A 23,851-nucleotide genomic window follows, 5' to 3' on the forward strand; every position below is an offset into this window, starting at 1 on the left:
CATTGGCTTAGTGATGACAGCTTTCATTATGGCTCCTTTTGAGTCATAATTAATGACATCATTAGTCAATTATTGATTTTTATTCTGTGAAAAATTGATTAGCCGATTGTCAACAGAAAAAATCATGATCTTATGCTTTTTTACTTTTTACCTAAAGTTGGTGTTTTTAAACATAAAAAAGTGTAGAAAAAATTCAAGTAAGAAATGTTGATAACCTTGCTAAGACTTCATCCATAATTATATATGGAATAGTTTCCATTCTTTTTCCATTACGCGCTACTATATCTAAAGCACGCGGTTGGTCGCAGCGTATCACACCTGTTGTATGCAGCTCTGTTCCCACCAATGAAATAGCAAAATCTGCTGTTCTAGCAAAATTTTTTCCACTCGTAATGGGCAAAACAATGGGTGTTTTGTTAAACGATTAAACGCCTCCGGTGATACAATCAGTACAGGACGCGTTCCTTTTTTCTCATAAACAGAAGTTGGGTCAAGCGATACAAACCAAATTTCACCTCGCTTCATTACAAGAGCTCTCTGCCAGCAGGTTTAGCATCAAACCACTCTACATCTTTATCCGCAAAATCGTCTGAAGGATTACATTGGGCTAACAATTCTTCAAGAGTGTAATTTTGCGATATCTGTGGTTTCACAAACAATTATCCATTGTCAATAGCCAAACCCACTTGCATATTTTCAGTAAGATGAAGAACATCAATCAATGCAGGCGGTATAGAGAGTATAACTGATCCTCCAACTTTACGTAATTTTGTTGTGTGCATAAAACGCCCTCTCTAATATTATATAAAAATATAACATAAAGCCCATGATTCAATAGCTTTTTATGCTTTTGTGTAAAATGTTTAAGAAGCGCATTTAGAGCAATACGCAATATACTCTGAATAAAGTCAATATTTTTATCTCTCTCTGCTTATCTCGTCTATAAGAGGTTCGTAATTGAGAACGTTTTTCGGAATAGTACCACCCTAAACCCATGCTTTTACTTGCGCTTTGGTACTAAAATCCGCATTCTTAGGTGTTTTGTAATACTGACCACCATCAAACTTTGCACACTCTCTTGTGCCGTCTTCATATTCGTAGAGGTTGTAAAAATACTCCTCTGCTCCGTCCCCCCATAGTGCATATCCAGCGCCGTTGCAGCAAATCTCTTTCGCATGGGCTGTTTACGGTTTTTTAAGAATAGATGTTTTAAAATGAATATGCTTTAATCCTAATTTTACAAATTTGTCTATTTGCCTCAAATTTGATCGTACAGAGCGTTTTATAGGATAGGTTTTTTATCATAAAATCTTTAAATTGCTCTGTACGGTGCCATTTTTTCGATTTAAATGCACATCCAATCACAAAACGATCAGCAATTTTCACTAGTTTACTAACCTGCAATGTTTTTCAATGTTCCCCCAAGACCATTTAAAATCCCTTCAAGCTTTTGCTTTTCAACCAACGCGAGTGGTCTTGAATTCTCTCTCATTGCCTTTTCTTTCAGCCTTTTTTCACGGGTGTTCAAAACAGCCTTGCGTACTAGATTGGCTTTCGTCAAAAGACTATTTTCCAAATCACGACATAATCTTACGAATTCACGAGTGCTTGGAAAAAACGTATCCGATAAACCTTCTAACTCATCGCATAAAGTCCGTTTAACCGTTTTTATCAGTGACCACGCAGAAACACTTTCCAAAACCATTTCATAGGTAAGCGCCATACCTTCATGATCTGCCTGTTGCGAAATTTTTCAACCACACGAAAGCATCCGAATTGCTTTAGCTATGTCCTTTTTGCTCGCTTTTATTGAAAACAATTCGTGAAGTTGATCACAAGCACCTAAGGCAATCGTTTCCTGCTGTTGTGTCAATGCACTGCCACTCTTCAAAACCAAAGGAAACTCCGGAGCTATCATCTCGTGAATGTGTTTTAAAGTGACCTCGAGACCCGATATCAAGGGTGCTGTCTGAGATGCGTTCACCAACGCTTTTTTGCCTTTGAGAGTGATTTTCCATAGTTTTTTCCTTTCCCTAAATCCTCGATAGCTTTTTGCACCCAATTGCGCCACGTTGCTTTCCAATCCGTTTTGCGTGCATCCTTGCGTGCTCTAGATTTCCAGTAATCTCGAAATTTTGCCATTTCGACTTTCACACGCTTTGGAGGCAAACCCTCTTTGATTGCGAAATCATAAACAGATTCGAAATCATCAGGGATACGACAGCCACGGTCATTTCTAACCCATTTCGCTTTTCTTCATATTATCTTACTCCTGTTAAGAGTGTGAATGTGCTGCTGGTGTTGGAGAAATATTAGGGTTGATTATAAGGCGTTTGTTAGATGCAAATGACCTCGAAGAAGAGCTTAAGCATTACAAATCAGTTACAACAGAAGCTAAGCGAATTTTACCAAGCTCTGTTGTGAAAGCTGCTTAACGTTAAAAACACGACTCATTTCTTCATCCTCAAGGATGAGGAGATCAAGATTAACTGCCTCTCCATCCTAAAAGACAAGGAGGAGGTCAACGTGCTAAAAAGGTACCTCAAAAAGCAGCAATGATTCGTATTTTAGCATCATCGCTGTACCGTCTGATAGCGTTATAATAAAGTTGCGAAAGGTGGTTTAGAAGGTGCTTTAATTTTTGTTGATTTTTAATAAATCATTGGAAAATAAGAGAGATTAAGATACAATGGTGCGGACGGCGGGACTTGAACCCGCAAGGTCTTCGACCGGCAGATTTTAAGTCTGCTATGTTTACCGTTTTCATCACGTCCGCGATGTGAGTTCTCTCATAAGCTATATCTTTTATTGAATCAAGAATTAATGACAAAAGAAACATTTTTCATTTTTTTAGTGAAATTTTGACTGACAATAGTTTCCTTTATCGATAGAAAAAGCTTTTATAATGTAAATAAAGTATGAAATGATTAGTGTTATGAGTCAATTTATTCAAGACGTCACAAAAGCTATGGTGGGATTGCATCACGTGTTTGCTGAAACACCACTTCAAAGAAATGATTTTCTTAGTCAAAAGTATGATGCAGAAATTTATTTAAAGCGTGAAGATTTAACACCGGTGCGGTCTTATAAGATTCGTGGTGCTTTCAATTTTGTTTCAGAAATGCTTAGCTGTATATCACCAGATTCTGCATTTGTTTGCGCTTCAGCGGGGAATCACGCGCAAGGGGTTTCTTTTGTTTGTCGTTATTTTAAACGTAAAGGCGTGATTTTCATGCCCATGACAACGCCACAACAAAAAATTGAAAAAACACGTATTTTTGGCAAAGAATTCATTGATATTCGTTTGATTGGTGAAACATTTGATCAATGTTATGAAGCTGCGCAATCCTTTGTCGTGGAGAGCGGTGGTGTAATGGCTCCACCTTTCGATGATATTCGCATTATTACAGGGCAGGCAACAGTGCTTTGTGAAGCTGCTTTACAATGGAAAAAACTCAATGGAGAAAGTGAGCCAGATTTGATGATTGTGCCGGTAGGGGGTGGTGGTTTGGCAAGTGGAGTGAGTAAGTTTTTACATGAATATGGTTGGAAAACAAAGATTCGTTTTGTTGAGCCGCAAAGAGCTGCAAGTTTGCTTGCTTGTTTGGAGAGTGGAAAACGCGTTAAGCTTGAAAGCATTGACACTTTTGTAGATGGTGCTGCTGTGGCTGAAATTGGTGCACTAAACTATACAATTCTAAAGAAATTTCCCGCTGATTCTGTCATTACGGTTCCTGAAAACCGCGTTTGTTCTACGATGGTTGAAATGCTTAATGTGGAAGGTGTGGTTCTTGAACCGGCTGGTGCTTTATCGATTGATGCGCTTAACAGTATTCCTCCTCAAGAGTTAAAGGGGAAAAAAATTCTTCTCGTTATTTCAGGAGGTAATTTTGATTTTGAGCGTTTGCCAGAAATTAAAGAGCGTTCTTTACGTTTCCAAGGGTTGAGAAAATATTTTATTTTTAGTTTTCCGCAACATCCTGGTGCATTGCGTCATTTTCTTTCCACATTATCACCAGATGATGATATTGTGCGTTTTGAATATCTTAAAAAATCAGCGAGAAACTTTGGTTCTGTATTGGTTGCGATTGAAACAAAAAAATACGGTAATTTTTGTCTTTTAGAGGAAAAATTTCAAACGTTAGGTTGGCGTTATCGTGATATTACTGATGATCAAACGTTATTTGATTTTGTTATTTGAGAAACTGAAATTTTACTAAAACAAGAAGTATAATGATGAAACCTATTTTTTATTCGGTTCTGAGTCTATTTTTCTTTTTGATTGTTAATCAACAGAGTTTAGCATCTCAGCCAACGATAGTACAAAAAGCTGAACTTTCAAGAGTCGTTGTTGATGTCAATAATGCTATAAAAAATGGGGATTTTATGCCTATTTCTCGTTATATGCCTGAGCGGCTTTATAAAGAGATGGCACATCGATTGAATACAACAGAGAGTGCTTTACGTAGTGATTTTCTTCAACAGTTGCATAGGAAATTTGAGGGTTTGCCTTCTGGTGCTTATTATTTAGATAAAGAAAATATAGAGTATTTACAAACTGATAATGGTACTTTGTATGCTTTAATTCCAACAGTTCTTGATATGAAGGATCGCATCATTCAATATAAAACTTTGGCGATTTTTGATAAAAACCAATGGTATTTAATTTATGGCGGTCAAAAAACTTTACAAAATCCAGTTTTTCTCGAGATTTATCCTGATTTTATCAAGGTACATTTACCGATAGACACAATCATCAAAAAGTAAACGATCTAAATATTGTTTTTATTCATGATAAATGTATTTCGTAAAGTTCTTGCTTTTTTATCATAATCCAAAGATAATAGAGATGAAGGCATTTAGGCTGGTTTGTTGGCTTTTTGTAAAGTGAAGTTTATACGCCTTTATCTTGATTTCAAGGTGTTCATAAGTTGCGCAAGCCGCTTTTTAGGCGTTGCTTCATTTAAAATGTCAGGGATTTCTCTTGCGCGGATTCTTGAGTGAAGAGTTCAGATGGTTACTTCTTTTGAGTTCTTCAGCTAAGGAAAGATTTTATTTTGCCTATAAAAGAAGAAAATGTTTTTACAAAGTTAGGTTTACCTACTCTTTTGATTAAAAATTTACTCATTGCTGGGATGAGTAAACCTAAACCTATACAAGAACAAGCTATTCCAGTGATGTTGAAAGGACACGATATTTTAGGTGTTGCTCAGACAGGCTCTGGAAAAACCTTGGCATTTGGTTTACCTATTTTAAGTCAGATTTTGGCTTTGGGTGATAAACGCTGTCCTAAAACTGCACGCGCTTTGATTTTAGCTCCAACGCGTGAACTTGCTGTTCAGATTGATGAAACGATCCGTACTGTGGCGAAAGGAGCACATCTTTCAACATGTCTTATTTTTGGGGGCGTATCACGTTTAAAACAAATTAAACGTATGGAAGCAGGTGTGGATGTTTTGATAGCGACTCCAGGGCGTTTGAGAGATCTTGTTCGTGAAAAGTGTGTTGATCTTTCCCAATCTCGTTTTTTGATTTTGGATGAAGCAGATCGTATGTTGGATATGGGGTTTATTCATGATGTTAAGCAAATTGCAAAGCTTTTGCATCAAGAGCGTCAGACAGCACTCTTTTCTGCAACAATGCCGAGGGAAATTGCTGTGCTTGCAAAATGTTTACTCAATGATCCGGTTAAAATTGAAGTTGTTCCTCAAGGTACTACGGCTGTAGAGATTTGCCAAAAATTATATTGTGTTCCTACGAATGAAAAAAAGAATGTTTTAAGTAAACTTTTGACAAATCCAGCTTTTGATTCGGTTATTGTTTTTACTCGAACTAAACATGGGGCAGATGCTGTCACACGTAGTTTAGAAAAGATAGGATATTTAGTCGCAACAATTCATGGAAATAAATCACAAGGTGCTCGCCAGTCTGCTTTAAAAGCTTTTCGTGAAAGATCTGTGCAGATCCTAGTGGCAACAGATATTGCTGCACGCGGTATTGATATACCAGGGATAAGTCACGTTATTAATTACGACTTACCAGATGAAGCTGAAAGTTATGTACATCGTATTGGTCGTACAGGACGTAATGGCGCATCTGGTGTAGCACTTACGCTTTTTGATGAGAAGATAGAAAGGTCCCGCTTGCGTGCTATAGAGCGCTTGATTCGTATGAAATTGGTGGCTGAGGCTGTTCCAGAACAATTTGCAGCGTTTCCAGAAAAGCCAATTGTGCGAGAAAGTAAAGAAAACGAAAACGATAAGGAACGCCGTTTTAAAAAATCTAAACGTCAAAAACAGTTTTTAGGTCGAAAAGATGATACCGCACAGTTGCAGCGGAAGAATTCTTCACCTCAAAATGAGAGGCATAAAAAAGCAAAAGCGGTGGCAAAGCGTGCAAAGACTTTTCGTTTTCGGAAATCAGTTAAGAAGGCTGCTTAGATAAAGTCTTGAAAAAAGATCATGTACAGGAGATTTTTTACTTTTGTTGATTTATTCTCAATTGAAAAGAGCTATAAAATACTCTTGTCAAAGTAAGAAGACCCTTTAGAGGTTTTCATTTTTTAGAAATGAAAACCTCTAACTGTTTTGATTTATTTGAAAATCTTTAAAAAATCATTATTGTAAGAGGCAATTATTTATTTGCTTTATTCCCATTTTTTAAAATGGGAATAAAAGTAGATTTTATTTATATAAAATTATTTTTATATAGGATGTGTTTTATCTTTAATGATGACTTTTAATTTTAAAAATTGATGTCTAATAATAACTCACTGTTTTATATATTGAATAGTTCATTATATCGTGAAATTTTTTTCATTTTGAAGCTATTTATGCGGATCAATCAAAAGTATTCACTTGCACGTTATATGTGAAATTATTGTATAAATGGACATTTGAGAAATAAATAAAATGATTCTTATAAACTCTTTCAAAGGCAAGGGGGTTGCTAAGATTGAGAGTTGGAAAATAGTATGATGGTATGGCTTTTATTATAAATAAAGATGGGGCTGATCAATCGATTTCATTTTTACCATTTACGGGAGTCACTGTGAAAGAGACTTGGGGGATTTAAGAGATATCTCTTTAAAAAAGCGTGTGACTGCATAATACAATAGCGAGAATGTCATGATTTCTGAAGGCTTTCTCAGGATTCTCAACAATTTAGCTCGTTATCTTTGTTTTTACTGTAAAACACTATTAGTTTGGGAGGATATAAAGTCTACAAAACTTTATGCATTAAATGTTTTATGACAGTGTCATGAATATCCAAGGCAAGGTTGTTTGTAAAGCGTTGAAGTGGTTAGCAGGAGGAACAACCTGTTAGATAAGACGTCGGAGTGTTTACAGACTTGTTTTATGTTTTTTGCTTTTAGGATGGGGAGGAGGTTATGTGGGGTGTATGGAGATAATATATGACCTTGATTGTTGTTTCTTTCATTTTTCAAAATGATTGCTTCATGAGCAGGCTTTTAAGTTTAATTCCTTTATTGAGTACAAATCATTCTTTCTTTGGAAAAAAATATATGAGACCGATTCATTGCTGATGGAGCTTAATAATTCATCTCTGATGAAAGAAATCGTAATTTATAATATGCAAATAATTGCTGTGTTCTCTTATAAAGGCGCGGTAGTTTGAAAAAAGTAATCTTATTTGTGCTATTTTAAAATGAATCAATTGCTTTTTGCGTTCATTGCAAAAAATACATCCGGTAGGATATTGCGTTTCTACTTCATTGCAAAAATCCTATTCCATTACTTTTATTAACGAATCCCTCATGTCTAAAAACTTTAGAAAAAACAACAAATTACGTAGAATAAAAGAAAAGTGGCTCCCCGGGCCGGATTCGAACCAGCGACCAACCGGTTAACAGCCGGTTGCTCTACCGCTGAGCTACCGGGGAACGGTGCCCAATCATTTAATTGAAAAGGCTATAGCTTGAAAAGGCTATAGCAAAGCAATACTGATTTGCAAAGGATAAAATTACTTTTTTTTAAAAAATATGATAAATTGTGTAATAAGAGGAAAAAAGGCGAGAGAAGATTTCTACACCTTGACGGATGCGTTGCCTTCCCTTATTGAAACCTTTATGTTTGTTGACGAGGCCTCGTGGCGGAATGGTTACGCAGAGGACTGCAAATCCTTGTATCCCGGTTCGATTCCGGGCGAGGCCTCCAGCCGATTTTAAACGAAACGGCTTTTAAGGGAGATGAGGTATAGGAAAATAGATTATTTCCCTCTATTCTTGTGAAGACACTTTTGTATGAGAGATTATACAGTTAAAATCTAATTGTTGACTGTAGCATCCTTTTTTGTAATGCCCATAGTTTAAGAGATCTTTATCCCTTATTGTCGCTGTTTGGTTTGTTTTTTGTAGGTTAGGAGAAAATATTCGTTATGGTTGCAGATTTTGCTGAGCTTCGTCGCAAAATGGTTGACAATCAAATTCGTACAGTCGATGTAACGGATTTATCAGTTCTTGAAGCCTTTTTAACGGTGTCTCGTGAAGATTTTGTATCGGAAGATATGAAAGTGTTAAGTTATCTTGATACCGATATTGTTCTATGTCCAGAGCAAGATGGGGTTCCTGCACGCTATTTGATGAAACCTGCATCTCTAGCGAAATTACTACAGCTTGCCGCTTTAAAATCATCAGATGTTGTTTTAGATATTGGTGCAAATAGTGGTTATTGTGCAGCGTTGCTTGCAAAACTTGCAGGGTCTGTGATTGCGCTGGAAAGTAATAAATCTCTCTTTGAACGTGCTCTTGAAGCTTTAGAACGTAATCAATGTGATAATGTGGTTGTCGTTCATGGTCCATTAGAGCAAGGATATGCTGTTGAGGGACCTTATGATGTGATTTTCATTGAGGGATCTGTTGATTTTATTCCTCAGGGTATCTTTGATCAAATGAAAGACTGTGGACGTCTTGTTGTGGTTGAAGGGTATGGAAATGCTGCTGTTGCACAAATCTATATAAAAGAAGATGGGATCATCTCGGCTCGTCGTGCTTTTAATCTCGCTGTAAAGCCTCTTCCTTGTTTTTTCAAAACACCTGGTTTTGTGTTTTAGTGCTTGTTTGTTTTGTGAATAAAAGATAATTTTGTAATTTATTTGGGGTTTGTTATTGTGTGTATTATGTTTAGAATAAACAAGAAGTTTCAGGCATGTTTATTACTGGTGTTGAGTGTTTTACTATCAGAGACTGTTTGTGCTGAAACATTGATGGATGCCTTTTCTAAGGCTTATAAATATAATGCTAAGTTGAATAGTGAACGTGCAGCTGTGCGTATATCCAGTGATGATGTTGTCATTGCGCGATCAGGGTTATTGCCACAAGTTGAGGGGGTTGGGAACTATGGGCGGAATAAGTCTTTTACAGGTCCTTATGTCACTTCTGGATCTATAGGAGTGAGATTAAATCAAAGATTATTTGATGGTTTTATCACGCAAAATATCTTTTCTTCAGCTCAAGTTAAGTTGCAGGCTCAGCGTGAATATCTTCGTAATGTTGAACAAAATACGTTTCTAGAGGTGGTGACCGCTTATGCTAATGTCTATCACGCACGTCGTGTTGCGGATCTTCGGAGAGAAAATTTGGCAGCTCTTGAGGAACACGTTCGTTCCAATAAAGCAAAATTTGATGTGGGTGAAGGAGGGCATGTTGATCTTGCTCAAGCTCAAGCTGCACGTTCCGTGGCGGTTTCAGAGCTGAGTCTTGCTCGTGCTGATGTAAAAGCAGCAGAGGCAGTGTATCGACAAGTTATTGGTTCTGATCCTGAAAAGTTAAAACGCCCACCCATAGCCAAAGATTTTCCCGTCAACCTTGATATGGCTTACCAAATGAGTGTTGTGATGCATCCAGCAATCCTTTATGCTAAATATTTAGTTGATGCGAGTGCTTATAATGTAAAGGCGAAAGAAGGGGCATTGCTCCCTAAAGTTGATTTTTCTGCAACAGCATCTTATAATCGAATCTACAGCGGGGTTGGAGAAGATGGCGTTTCTAAATCTGTAGGATTGTCAGTAAGTGTCCCAATCTTTGAAGGAGGGCGTACGTCTGCGCAAATTCGCCAATCAAGGGAACAGCTTGGACAGGCGCAGCTTCAACTCGATTTGGCGCATAGTAATACGAGGCAAGCACTGACTTCTGCTTGGTTTCAGTTGGAGGGTGCACGCTCATCTGTTATTGCTTACCGTGAAAGTGTTCGTGCTGCTGAAATTGCTCTGAAAGGTCGTGTTCAAGAAAATCGCGTAGGGCAAGCAACGACGCTGGATGTTTTAAATTCTCGTACTCTATTGATTAATGCTCAGATTGCGCTTGCAATGGCGGAGCGTAATGCTGTTGTGGCGAGCTATAGTGTTCAATCTTCTATTGGTAAATTGACTGCAAGTTATTTAGGTTTAAAAACAATTAAATATATCCGATAATGTATAAAAATATCTCTTTAATCTTAAATTATTTTAGTTTTTAAAAGATTAGTAAATCAACAGTTGAATATGTTAAAAAATATTGCGGCGAGATATTATCTTTATAAAGTGTAGAAAACTGTGTGTAGCGCCCTCTTTATGACAAGCATATTTGAAAATATCGTGGGAGGCATGTTGATCTTATAATTCTTTTGCATACACTGAAAATATGATTCTATTTGTTGTTGCGTCTTTGAGAGGTTGTAAAGTATGGTACAGAGTTCAAGCGTGTTACGTGAGCCAAGTATGGATGAAATTTTAACATCTATTCGTGAAATAATCGAAGAAAATGCGGTTCAATCTGATCACTTTTTAAATGAAGATGTTGCAGTGAATGCTTCAGAAGTTGCATCAGAGAGTATTTATGATACAGCCTTATCGGTTGATGATGCTATGAAAGCTTTAGCTGATCGTATTGGTCTTTCATCTGAAAATCAAGGGGGGAAGATAACGCAAGAGAAAGAGGATATAGAGGCAGAAAATAATACAGTTGGTATGGATATGCAAAAGATGAAGCTTTCTTCTGAAGAACGGAATTCTGTTTATAAAGCAAAAGAATATGAAGATGAGATAAGGAAATCACAGTCAGATGCAGGAAGGGATGGTCATGTGGAATTGTCTGCATATTGTATTTCTTCTGCAGAAAAGATTGCAAAGGATGTGTTGCGTCCGGCTATAGCAGAATGGTTACAGTCTAAATTGCCTATTTTGCTGGAAGATATTTTGCGTGAAGAGATTGTGAAGGCGATTAAAAAATCGTCTTAATTATTTTTATGTTTTTCATTTTATGGGGATTTTGTTTGCGATTTTGCGAGCTCTCTAGTGAATGGCTGAGATTCACGAGATTCTGATCAGGTTTTGATCATATATTGTGTTTTTCAGCGGCGTTATGGATGGATAGAATGTTAGAAAAAAACTATGATGCTTCCTCTATAGAGCAACGGGTTGCAAAGAGATGGGAGACTCGTGGGGCTTTTAAAGCGGGAGCTGGTTCTAAAAGCGATGCAGAACCTTTTTGCGTTATGCTTCCACCTCCTAATGTTACAGGCTCACTTCATATGGGGCATGCGCTCAATACGACAATTCAAGATATAATAGTTAGATTTCAGCGGATGCGTGGCAAAAATGTGTTGTGGCAGCCTGGTATGGATCATGCTGGGATTGCTACACAAATGGTTGTGGAGCGTCAACTTGCAGAACGTCAAGAGCCAACGCGTCAAGAAATGGGGAGAGAAAAGTTTATTGAGCGTATTTGGGAATGGCGTTATGAAACTGGAGGCGTTATTGCAAACCAGTTGCGTCGCCTTGGGGTTTCATGTGATTGGTCGCGTGAGCGGTTTACAATGGATGAGGGGTTGTCGCAGGCGGTTCGTGAAGTCTTTGTCACGCTTTATAAGCAAGGGTTGATATATAGGGATAAGCGTCTCGTTAATTGGGATCCTAAATTGTTGACAGCTATTTCAGATCTTGAAGTTGAGCAAAAAGAAGTTCAAGGACATTTGTGGCACTTTAGATATCCACTTGAAGGTAAAACTTTTGATCCAAATGATGCTACAACTTTTATAACAGTGGCGACAACACGACCAGAAACAATGCTTGGTGATACAGGAATTGCTGTTAATCCTGAAGATGAGCGTTATAAAAATCTTATCGGTAAAAATGCTCTTTTGCCGCTTGTTGGTCGTAGGTTATTAATTGTGGGTGATAGCCATGCTGATCCTGAGGCTGGAAGTGGTGCTGTAAAAATCACACCAGCTCATGACTTTAATGACTTTGAAGTAGGACAGCGTAATCATTTACGCTTGATCAATATTTTTACCCAAAAAGCCGAAATTTTTCTTCGTAAAAATGAAGCATTTTTCGATGGTTTGATTTTATCAGATGAATTAAAAATGTTAGTAGAAAATCTCGATAAATCTGATCGTTTTGTTGCTCGCCAGAAGATTATTTCTTTGATGGAAGAACAGGGATATTTAGCTTCTGTTGATGATCATACCCATATGGTTCCTCATGGAGATCGCAGTGGTGTCCCTATTGAGCCTTTTTTGACAGATCAATGGTATGTTCATGCTGCTGAATTAGCAAAGCCAGCGATAGAGGCTGTTCAACAAGGAAAAACGCAGTTTGTTCCCGATAACTGGAAAAAGACTTACTTCAATTGGATGCAGAATATTCAACCTTGGTGCATTTCTCGCCAATTATGGTGGGGACATCAGATTCCTGCTTGGTATGGTCCTGATGGAACGGTTTTTGTTGAAAAAAGTGAAAAAGAGGCTTTAGATTCAGCTTTTGCTCATTATGGTGAGGTTGTTGACTTAATCCGTGATCCGGATGTTTTAGATACGTGGTTTTCATCAGCTCTTTGGCCTTTTTCAACATTAGGATGGCCAAATAAAACGACTGAATTATCTACTTTTTACCCAACATCTTTATCTGTGACAGGATTTGATATTATTTTTTTCTGGGTTGCTCGTATGATGATGATGGGACTTCACTTTATGGGTGACGTTCCTTTCCCAACGGTTTATGTGCATGCTCTTGTGCGGGATCAAAAGGGCGCAAAGATGTCAAAATCAAAGGGAAATATTATTGATCCCTTAGAGCTTATTGATCAATATAGTGCTGATGCACTTCGATTTACTTTAGCTATTATGGCAGCACAAGGTCGTGATGTAAAACTTGATGTTTCCCGTATTGCTGGTTATCGTAATTTTGCTACGAAATTGTGGAATGCTACCCGATTTGCACAGATGAATGGTGTGAAGCATGATCCAGCTTTTAAACCAGAACAAGCAAAACTGGCGCTTAATCGTTGGATTTTAACAGAGTTATCTAAAACAATTTCAGCAGTTACGACTGGTATTGAACACTATAAATTTAATGAGTCAGCTGCCACTCTTTACCGTTTCATTTGGAATACATTATGTGATTGGTATTTGGAGCTTCTCAAACCTATTTTTCAGGGGGAAAATGAAGATGCTAAAAATGAGGCTCAAGCTTGTACTGCTTGGGTTTTAGATGAAGTTTATAAACTTCTTCATCCTTTTATGCCTTATATGACGGAAGAGTTGTGGTCTCTTACAGAAACGCAAGCCATCAAGCGTGAGGATATGCTCGCATTGACAAAATGGCCAGAGGAAACATTGATAGATGAAGAAGCTGCTGATGATATTAATTGGCTTATTGATGTCGTCACGGGGATTCGGTCTGTACGTTTTGAAATGAATATTCCAGTGGCGACACAAGCACCTCTTATTGTTGTTGAAGGAGGGGAAGTAACGCGAGAGCGTGTGAAGCGTTATGATGCACTTCTTAAAAAATTAGCGCGTATTGAAGTTATTGATTTCTCTGATAAAGTTCCGGAAGTATCAGCACAAATGATTTTGGGAGAGGCTGTTTTTTGTTTACCATTAGGACAGTTGATTGATTTGGAGGCTGAACGTGTTCGTTTGAGGAAGGATGTCAGTAAAATTGAACAAGATATTGAAAAAATATCGCTTAAGTTAAACAACCCCAAATTTATAGCAAATGCAAAAGCAGAAATTGTTGAGCGTGAGCGGAACAGGGTTGTAGAACTGCGTGCAGCGCAGAAAAAAATATTTGTTGCTTTAGAGCGGTTAAATTGATTTCAACTTTTTCTTTTGTTAGTTTTTCATGAACGATCATAAAATCTCTACTGAAATCCATTGTTTTATGTTTATCATTAAAGAGACATCTTTTAAGGCGTCCAAGCCTATTCCACGACGTAGATCATGAATGGTATAACGGTAAATCCATTGGGCTTCCCTTCTTTATGCTTGTGAAGTAACAAGCGCCGGCACCATTCTGTCCAATCCGGACAGCCCTTGGCACTTAAGACCGTTCATAAGAGGCATTTTTAGTTCTTTCTTACACAGAGTTTTTATCCACATAGCTTTCTCTGCTTGTAATGTGCAAGCGGATGATTTTGATTGATTTAACATGGAGCACGTTTGGAATGAGAGAATCTTACGATATTCGAGGGCCTCATTCAACATGCAAAAAGGAAAATTATAATTATAAATCAATTTCTTGCTTTATTACTGTAAAATATCATCATTTAGAGTAGCAATATAAGGTATGTAAAATTACACATGTGGTATTTTTTTGTATGAGTGGTGAGTATTCTAAGGTAGAACTTGTGTGTAAAGTATGAAGTAACCCCATGTGAAATGATGTTAGGTGCAATCCGTTAAATAAAAAGCTGTATTGTTTATAGATTGACGGAGACAAAAAACTTCCTCCTTAAGGTGGTAATGCAGTCGTGAAGTTATAAGTTAATTATCATCATTATATTTATCCATCTTTCGTATTGTTTTTTATACTTAAACGCTTACCATTCATCATGTATTCTCTTCGTTCTCAAGTTACTGTTTAATGCACGTTATTTTATTGAACGATTTTTGCTCATACGTATAAAATTTTAAGATCGATAAATCTTAGAATGTTAAAGGATGTGTTACAAAATATAGAATGATGATTTATATTTAAAAATCAATTTGTTATATATAAAAATGGATACTTAATTTTATCGAACATTTTGGATGGTTTTTATCTATTTGTTTTTTCTTTTAAAATTTTTACTTTAAAATTGCGTATGCTTCTTACTAAGAAAAAGAGTTTAAATATCTACAAAGAAATTCGTAACAGATATAATCATTAAAATTGAGGTAGGGGGGAAATGGTTAATAGGTTTCAGATATGGAAAAAAGTCACGATTGTTGTGATTTTAGGGGGATTCTTTTCGAATGTTTATGTAATAGATGTCAATAGCTTGCAAGAAGCGAATGATGGTTCGTTTTATTTTTTAAAATGTGGCATGTCTGCTTATAAAAATGGGCATATAAATCAGGCTATTGCAGCATTACGTTGTGCAGCTAAGAGAGGCCATATTGGTGCGAATTGGAAACTTGGCTCTATCTATGCAAACGGTGATGGTGTCTCTAAAAATGATTATAAGGCATATAATTTTTTTGCATATATTGTTGAAAAAGGTGCTGATCTTGGTTCAGAGGATGAAAGTTATGTTTCTGACGCATTGGTTAAACTTGCGGGATATATAAAAAAAGGTATTCCTCAATCACCTGTGAAACCTGATCCTTCTTATGCTGCTCATCTTTATATGCAGGCTCCGGTAAACTATGGAAATCCTAAAGCTCAGTATCATTTAGGAAAAATATTTTTAAAGGGAGAGGGAAGGGAGAAAAATCTTATACAAGTAGCACGATGGTTTCAACTTTCAGCAAAAAAAGGAAATCCTTCCGCCCAAGAAATGCTTGGAAATATACTGCTTAAAGAAGGAAAAATTGTCCGTGGGGCAGCAATGTTAACTGCTGCCTATGAAAAAGCTAACGTAAAAGACAAAAATTGGATTCACCCTTTGCAAGAAGAGGCTTTTGCTCTTTTTAATGAATCTGAGAGACGTACAGCAATTTCACTGGTTGCTGAGATTTTAAAGAATAACAGTTTTTAAACATCTGATTGTAATATTTTTACATTCTCTCATCTTATATTAAACTCTGTTTCCTTGTATACAAGTTCATAGTAAAGATAACTTTTTATGACAATATAACGACTAATGACTTAGGATTTTAGACAAAAATTCTTGCGTTCTCGGTTTTCTTGCTTGCGGATCAGAAAAGAACTCTTTAGATGAACAGTCTTCAAGAATTGTTCCTTGATCTATGAAAATAACACGCTCCGAGACTTTTTGTGCAAATCCCATTTCATGGGTTACACAAATCATCGTCATACCTTCTTCTGCTAAGCTAATCATGACATCGAGTACTTCACCTACCATTTCAGGATCTAGAGCAGATGTTGGTTCATCAAAAAGCATGACAAGTGGATCCATAGTTAAGGCACGTGCAATAGCAACACGTTGTTGTTGCCCTCCAGAAAGTTGACCAGGATATTTATCTTTGTGTTCAATGAGTCCAACGCGTTCAAGATATAACAATCCACGTTCAAGTGCTTCTTTTTTGCTTCGTTTTAGGACTTTGATTTGTGCAATTGTCAAATTTTCTGTGACAGATAAATGGGGAAAAAGCTCGAAGTGTTGAAACACCATTCCTACCTGACTTCGCAATTTAGGCAGATTCGTTTTTTTTGAATGAACTGGTATTCCATTAATCCAAATTTCACCTTTTTGAAAAGGGACGAGAGCGTTAATAGTTTTAATGAGTGTTGACTTTCCGGAGCCTGATGGACCACAAACGACAACGACTTCTCCTTTATTAATGTTGGTTGTACAGTTTTTAAGGACTTTAATTTCGCCATACCAATTAGAAACATTTTTTATTTCGATCATATGAGTAGACATTTTTTTTCCTGTTAGCGAATAATGGATACTTTTTTTTGTAAATACAAAACTATTTGTGACAGTGTAAAACAGATAACAAAATAGAAAATAGCTGCTAAGATATAAGCTTCTTGCTTTACACCAAAATTATTAGCAGCAATATCAAAACCATTCAAAAGGCTATGACCACTGATGGCATAAACAAGGGTTGTATCCTGAAAAAGGATAATAACTTGTGTTAAAAAGACTGGAAGCATATCTCTAAAGGCTTGAGGAAGAATGACAATGTACATACTTTGCCAATATGTCATTCCAAGAGCTTGTCCTGCATATTTTTGTCCTTGCGGAACTGAATTGATTCCAGCACGCATAATCTCAGCAAAATAAGCCGTTTCAAATGCGGTAAAGGTAATGAGTGCTGATTTATTTGCACCGATGGATATACCGGTTAAAAAAGGCAGAAGCACGAAAAACCATAAGATAACCATCACAAGTGGTATTGAACGCATAGCTGTTATGTAACCTATTGCAAACCAAGAAAGAAGTTTTATGGAAGAAAGGCGCATCATTGCTAAAAGCGTACCGAAAACAAACCCCAACACCGTTGCAAAAAGAGTTAGAAAAACGCTAAAGAGTAAACCTGATAAAATGTAAGAACGAAATACATCAAAGGTAAAAAAGGAAAAATCAAAGTCGGAAAAATTGAAAGGAGAATAAAGTCCAAACTGAGAGCTTATGAAATTCATCATATTCAATTTCCCTTTGTTTGAAAATTAGGAATTTTGAGTATTTGTTCAATGACTGTCATCACAATGAATACGAATAAGGCTATTAGAATATAAAGAGCCGTAACAAGTAAATAATTTTCGTAAACATGGCTTACCTCTTCAATTGCTTGGTATTGAAATTGCATGAGCTCATTTATTGAAACGGCGAATGCTATAGACGAATTTTTCACAATGCCCATTGCTTCTGAAGTAAGAGGTGGCATAATTGCACGTATAGCACGTGGTAGTATAATATAGCGATAACTTTGATAAGTTGTAAACCCCATTGCCATAGCAGCATAGCGTTGTCCAGAAGGAATCGCTTCAATGCCTGAACGAACCTGTTCTGCAATGCGTGCAGATGTAAAGAATCCCAATGCGCATGTTATTAAGAGAATGGGGGAAAATTTCATCGCTGGTGGATAAATCTTCGGAACAACAAAATACCACAAAAACACTTGTACAAGGAGGGGAATATTACGCATAATCTCTACCCAAATAGTACCGATAGTGCGAAATATATAATTGGTTATGGATGTTTTGGGTAAAGTGCGCATTGTTCCTATAACAACACCACACAATACAGCTAATATAAGTGAAGTGATAGACAATATAACCGTATTTTTAAAGCCATCGAGAAGTGTATCTAAATAGGTATGGCTCACGCCGGGAGTCCCCAAGCATCCTGTTACCAATGTTTGAGTAAGGTCATCTCTACAAAGGAAAGAAAAGTCCATTAATTGATATTCCCTCAAATTAGTCATTCACAAATAGGGCAATAAACCAAGCGCATCTACATAGGCCAAATTTATTAAAAAGTGAATTAAAATATAAACCACACTCAATTTCAAAAGAGTGTGGTTCTTCTTTATTAAATTCTATAAATCTTTTTCTGCGTAGCTTTCTCGAGGTTTATTATTTGGGTGATCCCAAGCATATCTTGTTTGTTTTGACAAGGGAAGGTTCATAACAGTGTTAGCAGGTGGGATCGGTTTCATAAACCACTTATTATAAAGCTTTTCCAGTGATTCATCTTTAATCTGACGTACGATACTATCGTTGATTGTTTGTTCAAATTTTTTGTCATTTAATCTGAGCATACAGGCAATGGGTTCGACTGAAAGTACAGTATCAAGAATGACATAATCAGATGGATTCTTTGATTTAGCAATATGTCCAGCAAGAATTGAAGCGTCCATGACAAAAGCATCTGCCTTACCAGATTCTAATAACAAAAAACTATCTCCGTGATCTTTCCCCTTTAAAACTTTAAACTGAATGTTTTTTGCACGTTTATTTTTACGAATAAGTTGAACAGATGTTGTACCGGTGGTCGTTGCAACTGTTTTTCCATTTAAATCCTCAAGAGATTTAATGTTAGAATTTTTCTTTACAGCAATCCGAACCTCCTCAATGTATGTCGTATAAGCAAATGCTGCTTCTTTACTGCGGGCAAGATCATGTGTTGTTGAGCCGCACTCAAAATCATAGGTTTTATTTTTTAAGAGAGGAATTCTATTTTGAGAAGTGATGGGAAGATAATGAATTTTAATTGGTTTACCAATTTTTTTTGAGATATCATCAATGATCCGTTCTGCCATTTCTGTATGAAAACCTACATATTTATTATTACCAAGGGCGTAGGCTAAACCAGATGATTCACGGACACCTAAAGTAATTTCCCCTGTTCGTTTTATTTTTTCAAGAGTATCATGTTCAGCATGTGCGAAACTTGAGAATCCAATGGACGTTGCTGCAATAAGCATTAACAATGATTTCTTCATTTATGTCCTCCATTCATTTATTTTTATTTTAGTTGCTTAAGATATACTGTTTATATGCTGTAGCATAGTTATTATTTTTGAGTGGAATTTTTTTTGTTGTCTCATGAAATGAGGATTGTACTTTCTTAATTGATATTAAGGTGAATCCAAACAGGAACGTGGTCGGATGGTTTTTGATATCCCCTTACTTCTGCTTGGCTATGAGCGCAAATTAGTTGATCAACAGCTTCTGGTGATAATAATAAATGATCAATGCGAATCCCATTATTCTTAGGCCAAGCACCTGCTTGAAAATCCCAAAAACTGAAGGAGGGAGTATCGGTGACATTCCGGATAGCATCATAAAAACCTAAATGAAGAATACGTTGGAATGCTTTTCTTGTTTCTCCAAGAAATAAGGCATCGTGATACCATTCTTGAGGTTTTTTTGCATCTAATGGAGCGGGGATGACATTATAATCACCCGCTAGAATAAGGGGTTCTTCATACGCAAGCAATGATTTTGCATGTGTATATAATCTTTCCATCCATTCTATCTTATAGGAATATTTTTCACTCTCAATAGGATTCCCATTTGGCAAATAGAGAGATGCAACACGAACAACACCTTTGTTTGTTGAATAAACTGCTTCAATGTAACGTGTTTGTTTATCATTATCATTGCCTGGTAATCGACGGATCACTTCATCTGGTGTTTTTTTAGAGAGAATCGCAACGCCATTAAAACTTTTTTGTCCGTGTGTTTCTATATGGTAACCTAAACTTTCAATTGCATCGCGTGGAAAATTTTCATCAATACTTTTAATTTCCTGTAAACAGACTATGTCCGGCTGGCTTTGCTGCAGCCATTGACATAATGTTTCATGTCGTGCTTTTATCCCGGCAATATTCCACGTTGCTATTTTCATGGCGCTCATCATTAGATATCAAATATGCAATTCAATTTACTGCATTTATGTTTTACTACAGTCATATCGCTACTTTTTTATTTATAGGGGATATTACTTATGGTAAATTGATTTATCAAGAGTAGCGGTAAAAGCAAATTTAAAGCTTTAAAATTTAATTTATTTTCATTTTTAAAAACTTTCTGCTGTTTAGTTCTTGACGAATGTACGTGTTCTCGCTATTAGAGATGGATATAGCCGATGTGGGTGTAATCAGGTGCTTTGGATATGAACCGGAAGATTATTCACAGGTGTTAAGAAGATTAAAAGTAAATCCTAGTGCAAAAGGCTACTGCCTTCTCTGCTTATGGTCGGGTAAACTGTTTTTTGCAGGTGTGCCCGATTTTGTGTGTAGACTTAAATATCTGTTCCGATTCTGTTGGGGTGGATGGAAATGAAAATAGAAAAGCCCGATTGGGTGAGAAGAATATAGATCAAAAAGAGGAAGGTTGCATGCCTACCGTAAACCAGTTGATTCGTAAGCCGCGTGTGGCGCCAGTTAAACGTAATAAGGTTCCTGCTCTGCAGTCGAATCCGCAGAAGCGTGGTGTTTGTACGCGTGTTTATACAACAACGCCGAAGAAACCTAATTCTGCTCTTCGTAAAGTTGCTAAAATTCGCTTGACGAATGGATTTGAGGTGATTGGTTATATTCCTGGAGAGGGACATAATCTTCAAGAGCACTCTGTTGTGATGATTCGTGGTGGTCGTGTAAAAGATTTGCCAGGAGTTCGTTATCACATTATTCGTGGTTTGCTTGATACCCAGGGTGTCAAGAATCGTAAACAGCGTCGTTCAAAGTATGGCGCAAAGCGTCCAAAATAATATTGAGAGACAAAGCCAATGTCCCGTCGTCATAGAGCAGAAAAGCGTGAGATTAATCCAGATCCAAAATTTGGTGATTTGGTTATTATGAAATTTATGAATGCCATTATGTTTGATGGTAAAAAATCAGTTGCAGAGCGTATTGTTTATGGTGCACTCGATTCTGTAGAAAAAAGAGTAAAAACAGATCCTGTGGCTCTATTTCATCGGGCCTTAGAGAATGTTGCTCCTCATATTGAGGTTCGTTCACGCCGTGTTGGTGGTGCTACTTATCAAGTTCCGATTGATGTTCGTCCTGATCGTCGTCAGGCTCTTGCTATTCGTTGGTTGATTGCGGCGGCGCGTGGTCGAAATGAAACGACGATGGTTGAGCGTTTATCTGGTGAATTGATGGATGCGGCTAATAATCGTGGTTCTGCCGTGAAAAAGCGTGAAGATGTTCATCGTATGGCTGAAGCTAATCGTGCTTTTTCTCACTATCGCTGGTAGAAGTTTTAAACAAGGCAAATATAATGGCTCGCGAATATAAAATTGAAGATTATCGTAATTTTGGTATTATGGCGCATATTGATGCTGGTAAGACTACGATGACTGAACGTATTCTGTTCTATACCGGTAAGAATCATAAAATTGGCGAGACCCATGATGGTGCTTCTACGATGGATTGGATGGAGCAGGAGCAGGAGCGCGGTATTACGATTACGTCTGCTGCGACAACGACGTTTTGGGAAGGGCAGGACGGTCGGAAGCGTCGCTTTAATATTATTGATACGCCAGGGCACGTTGATTTTACGATTGAAGTTGAGCGCTCTTTGCGTGTTCTTGATGGCGCAATAGCTTTGTTGGATGCAAATGCTGGTGTGGAGCCTCAGACGGAAACTGTTTGGCGGCAAGCTGAGAAATATCGCGTGCCTCGTATGGTTTTTGTTAATAAAATGGACAAAATAGGAGCTGACTTTTATCGTAGTGTGGAGATGGTTGGTTCTCGGTTGGGTGCTAAAGCGCTTGTTTTGCAGTTGCCGATTGGTGCTGAAAATGACTTTGAAGGTGTTGTTGATCTTGTAGAAATGAAGGCTTTAAAGTGGGATGGTTCTATTGGTGCCTCGGCGGTGATAAGTGAAATTCCCTCTGATTTAAAGGAGAAAGCTGAAGAATATCGCGAGAAATTGATTGAGATGGCTGTGGAGGTTGATGAAGCAGCGACAGAGGCTTATTTAGAGGGTGTTATGCCAACCAACGAGCAGCTTGTTTCTCTCATTCGTAGGGGGACAGTAGAAGTTCAGTTTCATCCGGTTCTTTGTGGTACGGCTTTTAAAAACAAGGGGGTGCAGCCACTTTTGGATGCTGTTGTTTCCTATCTTCCTTCTCCAGTTGATATTCCGGCGATTAAGGGTATTGATGTAAAGACTGAGGCTGAGACGACACGCGAATCTTCTGATGATGCTCCGCTATCTATGCTTGCTTTTAAAATTATGAATGATCCTTTTGTTGGTTCATTGACGTTTTGTCGTATTTACTCAGGTAAAGTTCAGAAAGGTATTTCTCTTGAGAATACTGTGAAAAAGAAAAAAGAGCGTTTGGGGCGTATGCTTCAAATGCATTCAAATTCTCGTGAGGATATTGAAGAAGCATTTGCTGGTGATATTGTTGCTCTTGCAGGACTTAAGGAGACGACAACAGGGGATACTCTTTGTGATCCTTTGAAGCCTGTTATTTTGGAGAGGATGGAATTTCCAGAGCCTGTTATTGAGATTGCAATTGAGCCGAAAACAAAAGCAGATCAAGAAAAAATGGGTATTGCTCTTAACCGTCTAGCGGCCGAAGATCCTTCATTTCGTGTTAAATCGGATGAGGAATCTGGTCAGACTATTATAGCTGGAATGGGTGAGCTTCATCTTGATATTATTGTTGACCGTATGCGGCGTGAGTTTAAGGTTGAAGCAAATGTTGGGCAGCCTCAAGTTGCTTATCGTGAGTCAATTACTAAAATGGCGGAAATTGATTATACGCATAAGAAGCAATCGGGTGGTGCCGGTCAATTTGCTCGTGTGAAAATTGTTTTTGAGCCTCATGATGGTGATGACTTTATTTTTGAGTCAAAGATTGTTGGTGGTGCTGTTCCTAAAGAATATATTCCCGGCGTCCAAAAGGGGATTGAGAGTGTTATGGGGTCAGGTCCTCTTGCGGGCTTTCCTATGCTTGGTGTAAAAGCGACTCTCATTGATGGTGGTTATCACGATGTTGATTCTTCGGTTTTGGCTTTTGAGATTGCGGCTCGTGCGGCTTTTCGTGATGGGGCAAAGAAGGCTGGTGCACAGCTTCTTGAACCGATCATGAAGGTGGAAGTTGTTACACCAGATGATTATGTTGGTGATGTTATTGGTGATCTCAATTCTCGTCGGGGACAGATTTCAGGAACTGAAGCGCGCGGCATTGCAACGGTTGTGAATGCAATGGTTCCTTTGGCGAATATGTTTGGTTATGTGAATACTCTTCGCTCTATGAGTCAGGGGCGTGCGCAGTATACAATGCAGTTTGATCATTACGAGCCTGTACCTTCGGCTGTTGCTTTGGAGATTCAAAAGAAATACGCGTAATTTCAGGTTGGTAATTAATTTTTAACTTAGTCCTTGGCTTGGACGGAAAATGGAGAGCTCAAATGGCGAAGAGCAAGTTTGAACGAACAAAACCGCATGTTAATATTGGTACGATTGGTCACGTTGATCATGGGAAGACCTC

Annotated in this window: 21 protein-coding genes, 3 tRNA genes and 3 pseudogenes; 13 read left to right on the forward strand and 14 right to left on the reverse strand. The window is 37.6% G+C overall.

The annotated features are described in order from the left end of the window. Positions 1 to 193: 193 nt before the first annotated feature. The 8 genes and pseudogenes from ACFILN_RS08945 to ACFILN_RS08980 all read right to left on the reverse strand — a co-directional run bounded on the left by ACFILN_RS08945 (position 194) and on the right by ACFILN_RS08980 (position 2,776). Positions 194 to 525: pseudogene (locus tag ACFILN_RS08945) on the reverse strand (type II toxin-antitoxin system PemK/MazF family toxin). Further along, positions 525 to 653 carry a hypothetical protein gene (locus ACFILN_RS08950; protein ID WP_375664846.1) on the reverse strand — a complete coding sequence of 43 codons (129 nt, stop codon included), beginning with the start codon at positions 651 to 653 and terminating at the stop codon, positions 525 to 527. The pseudogene ACFILN_RS08945 and the gene ACFILN_RS08950 overlap by 1 nt, the downstream one beginning before the upstream one ends. A 6-nt stretch (positions 654 to 659) precedes the next feature. Further along, positions 660 to 782, reverse strand: a complete 123-nt coding sequence (locus ACFILN_RS08955; RefSeq protein ID WP_375671353.1) for a hypothetical protein — start codon at positions 780 to 782, stop codon at positions 660 to 662. A 135-nt stretch (positions 783 to 917) separates the two neighbouring features. Continuing rightward, positions 918 to 1,222, reverse strand: a pseudogene (locus ACFILN_RS08960) (hypothetical protein). A gap of 171 nt (positions 1,223 to 1,393) precedes the next feature. Beyond that, complete coding sequence (locus tag ACFILN_RS08965; RefSeq protein ID WP_375631478.1) at positions 1,394 to 1,723, reverse strand: hypothetical protein; 330 nt, start codon at positions 1,721 to 1,723, stop codon at positions 1,394 to 1,396. A gap of 30 nt (positions 1,724 to 1,753) precedes the next feature. Next, positions 1,754 to 1,984, reverse strand: coding sequence for a hypothetical protein (locus ACFILN_RS08970; protein WP_375631477.1), 231 nt, complete (start codon positions 1,982 to 1,984; stop codon positions 1,754 to 1,756). Next, on the reverse strand, positions 1,981 to 2,142 hold the full coding sequence (locus ACFILN_RS08975; RefSeq protein ID WP_342753378.1) for a hypothetical protein: 162 nt from the start codon (positions 2,140 to 2,142) through the stop codon (positions 1,981 to 1,983). The genes ACFILN_RS08970 and ACFILN_RS08975 overlap by 4 nt, the downstream gene beginning before the upstream one ends. Positions 2,143 to 2,690: 548 nt before the next feature. Further along, positions 2,691 to 2,776 (reverse strand) — tRNA-Leu (locus ACFILN_RS08980). 147 nt (positions 2,777 to 2,923) lie between these two features. Between ACFILN_RS08980 and ilvA the strand changes: the two genes are divergently transcribed. The 3 genes from ilvA (at position 2,924) to ACFILN_RS08995 (ending at position 6,440) form a co-directional block, all read left to right on the forward strand. After that, positions 2,924 to 4,201, forward strand: a complete 1,278-nt coding sequence (gene ilvA / locus ACFILN_RS08985) for a threonine ammonia-lyase IlvA (protein ID WP_273791440.1) — start codon at positions 2,924 to 2,926, stop codon at positions 4,199 to 4,201. A gap of 35 nt (positions 4,202 to 4,236) precedes the next feature. After that, the gene (locus ACFILN_RS08990; RefSeq protein ID WP_375631485.1) at positions 4,237 to 4,767 is read left to right on the forward strand and encodes a hypothetical protein; all 531 of its coding nucleotides are present in this window, start codon (positions 4,237 to 4,239) and stop codon (positions 4,765 to 4,767) included. Between the two features lie 290 nt (positions 4,768 to 5,057). Next, on the forward strand, positions 5,058 to 6,440 hold the full coding sequence (locus tag ACFILN_RS08995; RefSeq protein WP_273791441.1) for a DEAD/DEAH box helicase: 1,383 nt from the start codon (positions 5,058 to 5,060) through the stop codon (positions 6,438 to 6,440). 1,388 nt (positions 6,441 to 7,828) lie between these two features. Here the strand turns inward: ACFILN_RS08995 and ACFILN_RS09000 are convergent. Beyond that, positions 7,829 to 7,903: transfer RNA gene (locus ACFILN_RS09000), tRNA-Asn, on the reverse strand. Positions 7,904 to 8,103: 200 nt separating this feature from the next. On the opposite strand from ACFILN_RS09000, the gene ACFILN_RS09005 reads away from it, so the two are divergent. From ACFILN_RS09005 to ACFILN_RS09030, 6 genes are all read left to right on the forward strand, one after another. Further along, a tRNA-Cys gene (locus ACFILN_RS09005) sits at positions 8,104 to 8,177 on the forward strand. Positions 8,178 to 8,397: 220 nt separating this feature from the next. Continuing rightward, positions 8,398 to 9,072 (forward strand): protein-L-isoaspartate O-methyltransferase, encoded by a 675-nt coding sequence (locus ACFILN_RS09010; RefSeq protein ID WP_273791442.1) that lies wholly within the window; start codon positions 8,398 to 8,400, stop codon positions 9,070 to 9,072. A gap of 66 nt (positions 9,073 to 9,138) precedes the next feature. Continuing rightward, positions 9,139 to 10,431, forward strand: coding sequence for a TolC family outer membrane protein (locus ACFILN_RS09015; protein ID WP_375631475.1), 1,293 nt, complete (start codon positions 9,139 to 9,141; stop codon positions 10,429 to 10,431). Positions 10,432 to 10,680: 249 nt separating this feature from the next. Then, positions 10,681 to 11,235, forward strand: coding sequence for a DUF2497 domain-containing protein (locus tag ACFILN_RS09020; protein ID WP_273791444.1), 555 nt, complete (start codon positions 10,681 to 10,683; stop codon positions 11,233 to 11,235). A gap of 137 nt (positions 11,236 to 11,372) precedes the next feature. After that, positions 11,373 to 14,096: a valine--tRNA ligase gene (locus ACFILN_RS09025; RefSeq protein ID WP_375671355.1), complete on the forward strand. Its 2,724-nt coding sequence runs from the start codon at positions 11,373 to 11,375 to the stop codon at positions 14,094 to 14,096. Between the two features lie 1,073 nt (positions 14,097 to 15,169). Beyond that, a complete protein-coding gene (locus ACFILN_RS09030; RefSeq protein WP_375671357.1) occupies positions 15,170 to 15,961 on the forward strand; it encodes a tetratricopeptide repeat protein in 792 nt (263 codons plus the stop codon). Between the two features lie 102 nt (positions 15,962 to 16,063). Here ACFILN_RS09030 and ACFILN_RS09035 read toward each other — a convergent pair whose 3' ends face one another. From ACFILN_RS09035 to xth, 5 genes are all read right to left on the reverse strand, one after another. Continuing rightward, positions 16,064 to 16,810 carry an amino acid ABC transporter ATP-binding protein gene (locus tag ACFILN_RS09035; RefSeq protein ID WP_273791447.1) on the reverse strand — a complete coding sequence of 249 codons (747 nt, stop codon included), beginning with the start codon at positions 16,808 to 16,810 and terminating at the stop codon, positions 16,064 to 16,066. An 11-nt stretch (positions 16,811 to 16,821) separates the two neighbouring features. Then, positions 16,822 to 17,538 (reverse strand): amino acid ABC transporter permease, encoded by a 717-nt coding sequence (locus ACFILN_RS09040; RefSeq protein WP_273791448.1) that lies wholly within the window; start codon positions 17,536 to 17,538, stop codon positions 16,822 to 16,824. A gap of 2 nt (positions 17,539 to 17,540) precedes the next feature. Beyond that, positions 17,541 to 18,293 carry an amino acid ABC transporter permease gene (locus ACFILN_RS09045; RefSeq protein ID WP_273791449.1) on the reverse strand — a complete coding sequence of 251 codons (753 nt, stop codon included), beginning with the start codon at positions 18,291 to 18,293 and terminating at the stop codon, positions 17,541 to 17,543. Positions 18,294 to 18,434: 141 nt separating this feature from the next. Then, positions 18,435 to 19,340, reverse strand: coding sequence for a transporter substrate-binding domain-containing protein (locus ACFILN_RS09050; protein WP_375654578.1), 906 nt, complete (start codon positions 19,338 to 19,340; stop codon positions 18,435 to 18,437). A gap of 125 nt (positions 19,341 to 19,465) precedes the next feature. Further along, on the reverse strand, positions 19,466 to 20,248 hold the full coding sequence (gene xth, locus ACFILN_RS09055) for an exodeoxyribonuclease III (RefSeq protein WP_375671359.1): 783 nt from the start codon (positions 20,246 to 20,248) through the stop codon (positions 19,466 to 19,468). Positions 20,249 to 20,740: 492 nt separating this feature from the next. Here xth and rpsL point away from each other — a divergent pair, with 492 nt between their 5' ends. From rpsL to ACFILN_RS09075, 4 genes and pseudogenes are all read left to right on the forward strand, one after another. Further along, positions 20,741 to 21,112: a 30S ribosomal protein S12 gene (rpsL, locus tag ACFILN_RS09060; RefSeq protein WP_005773262.1), complete on the forward strand. Its 372-nt coding sequence runs from the start codon at positions 20,741 to 20,743 to the stop codon at positions 21,110 to 21,112. Positions 21,113 to 21,130: 18 nt separating this feature from the next. Beyond that, a complete protein-coding gene (rpsG, locus tag ACFILN_RS09065) occupies positions 21,131 to 21,601 on the forward strand; it encodes a 30S ribosomal protein S7 (protein ID WP_273791452.1) in 471 nt (156 codons plus the stop codon). 23 nt (positions 21,602 to 21,624) lie between these two features. Further along, positions 21,625 to 23,709, forward strand: a complete 2,085-nt coding sequence (gene fusA, locus ACFILN_RS09070) for an elongation factor G (RefSeq protein WP_273791453.1) — start codon at positions 21,625 to 21,627, stop codon at positions 23,707 to 23,709. Between the two features lie 62 nt (positions 23,710 to 23,771). Beyond that, positions 23,772 to 23,851 (forward strand): annotated as a pseudogene (locus ACFILN_RS09075) (elongation factor Tu); the annotation flags it as partial.

This window comes from Bartonella sp. CL434QHHD (assembly GCF_042195145.1).
Lineage (GTDB): Bacteria > Pseudomonadota > Alphaproteobacteria > Rhizobiales > Rhizobiaceae > Bartonella.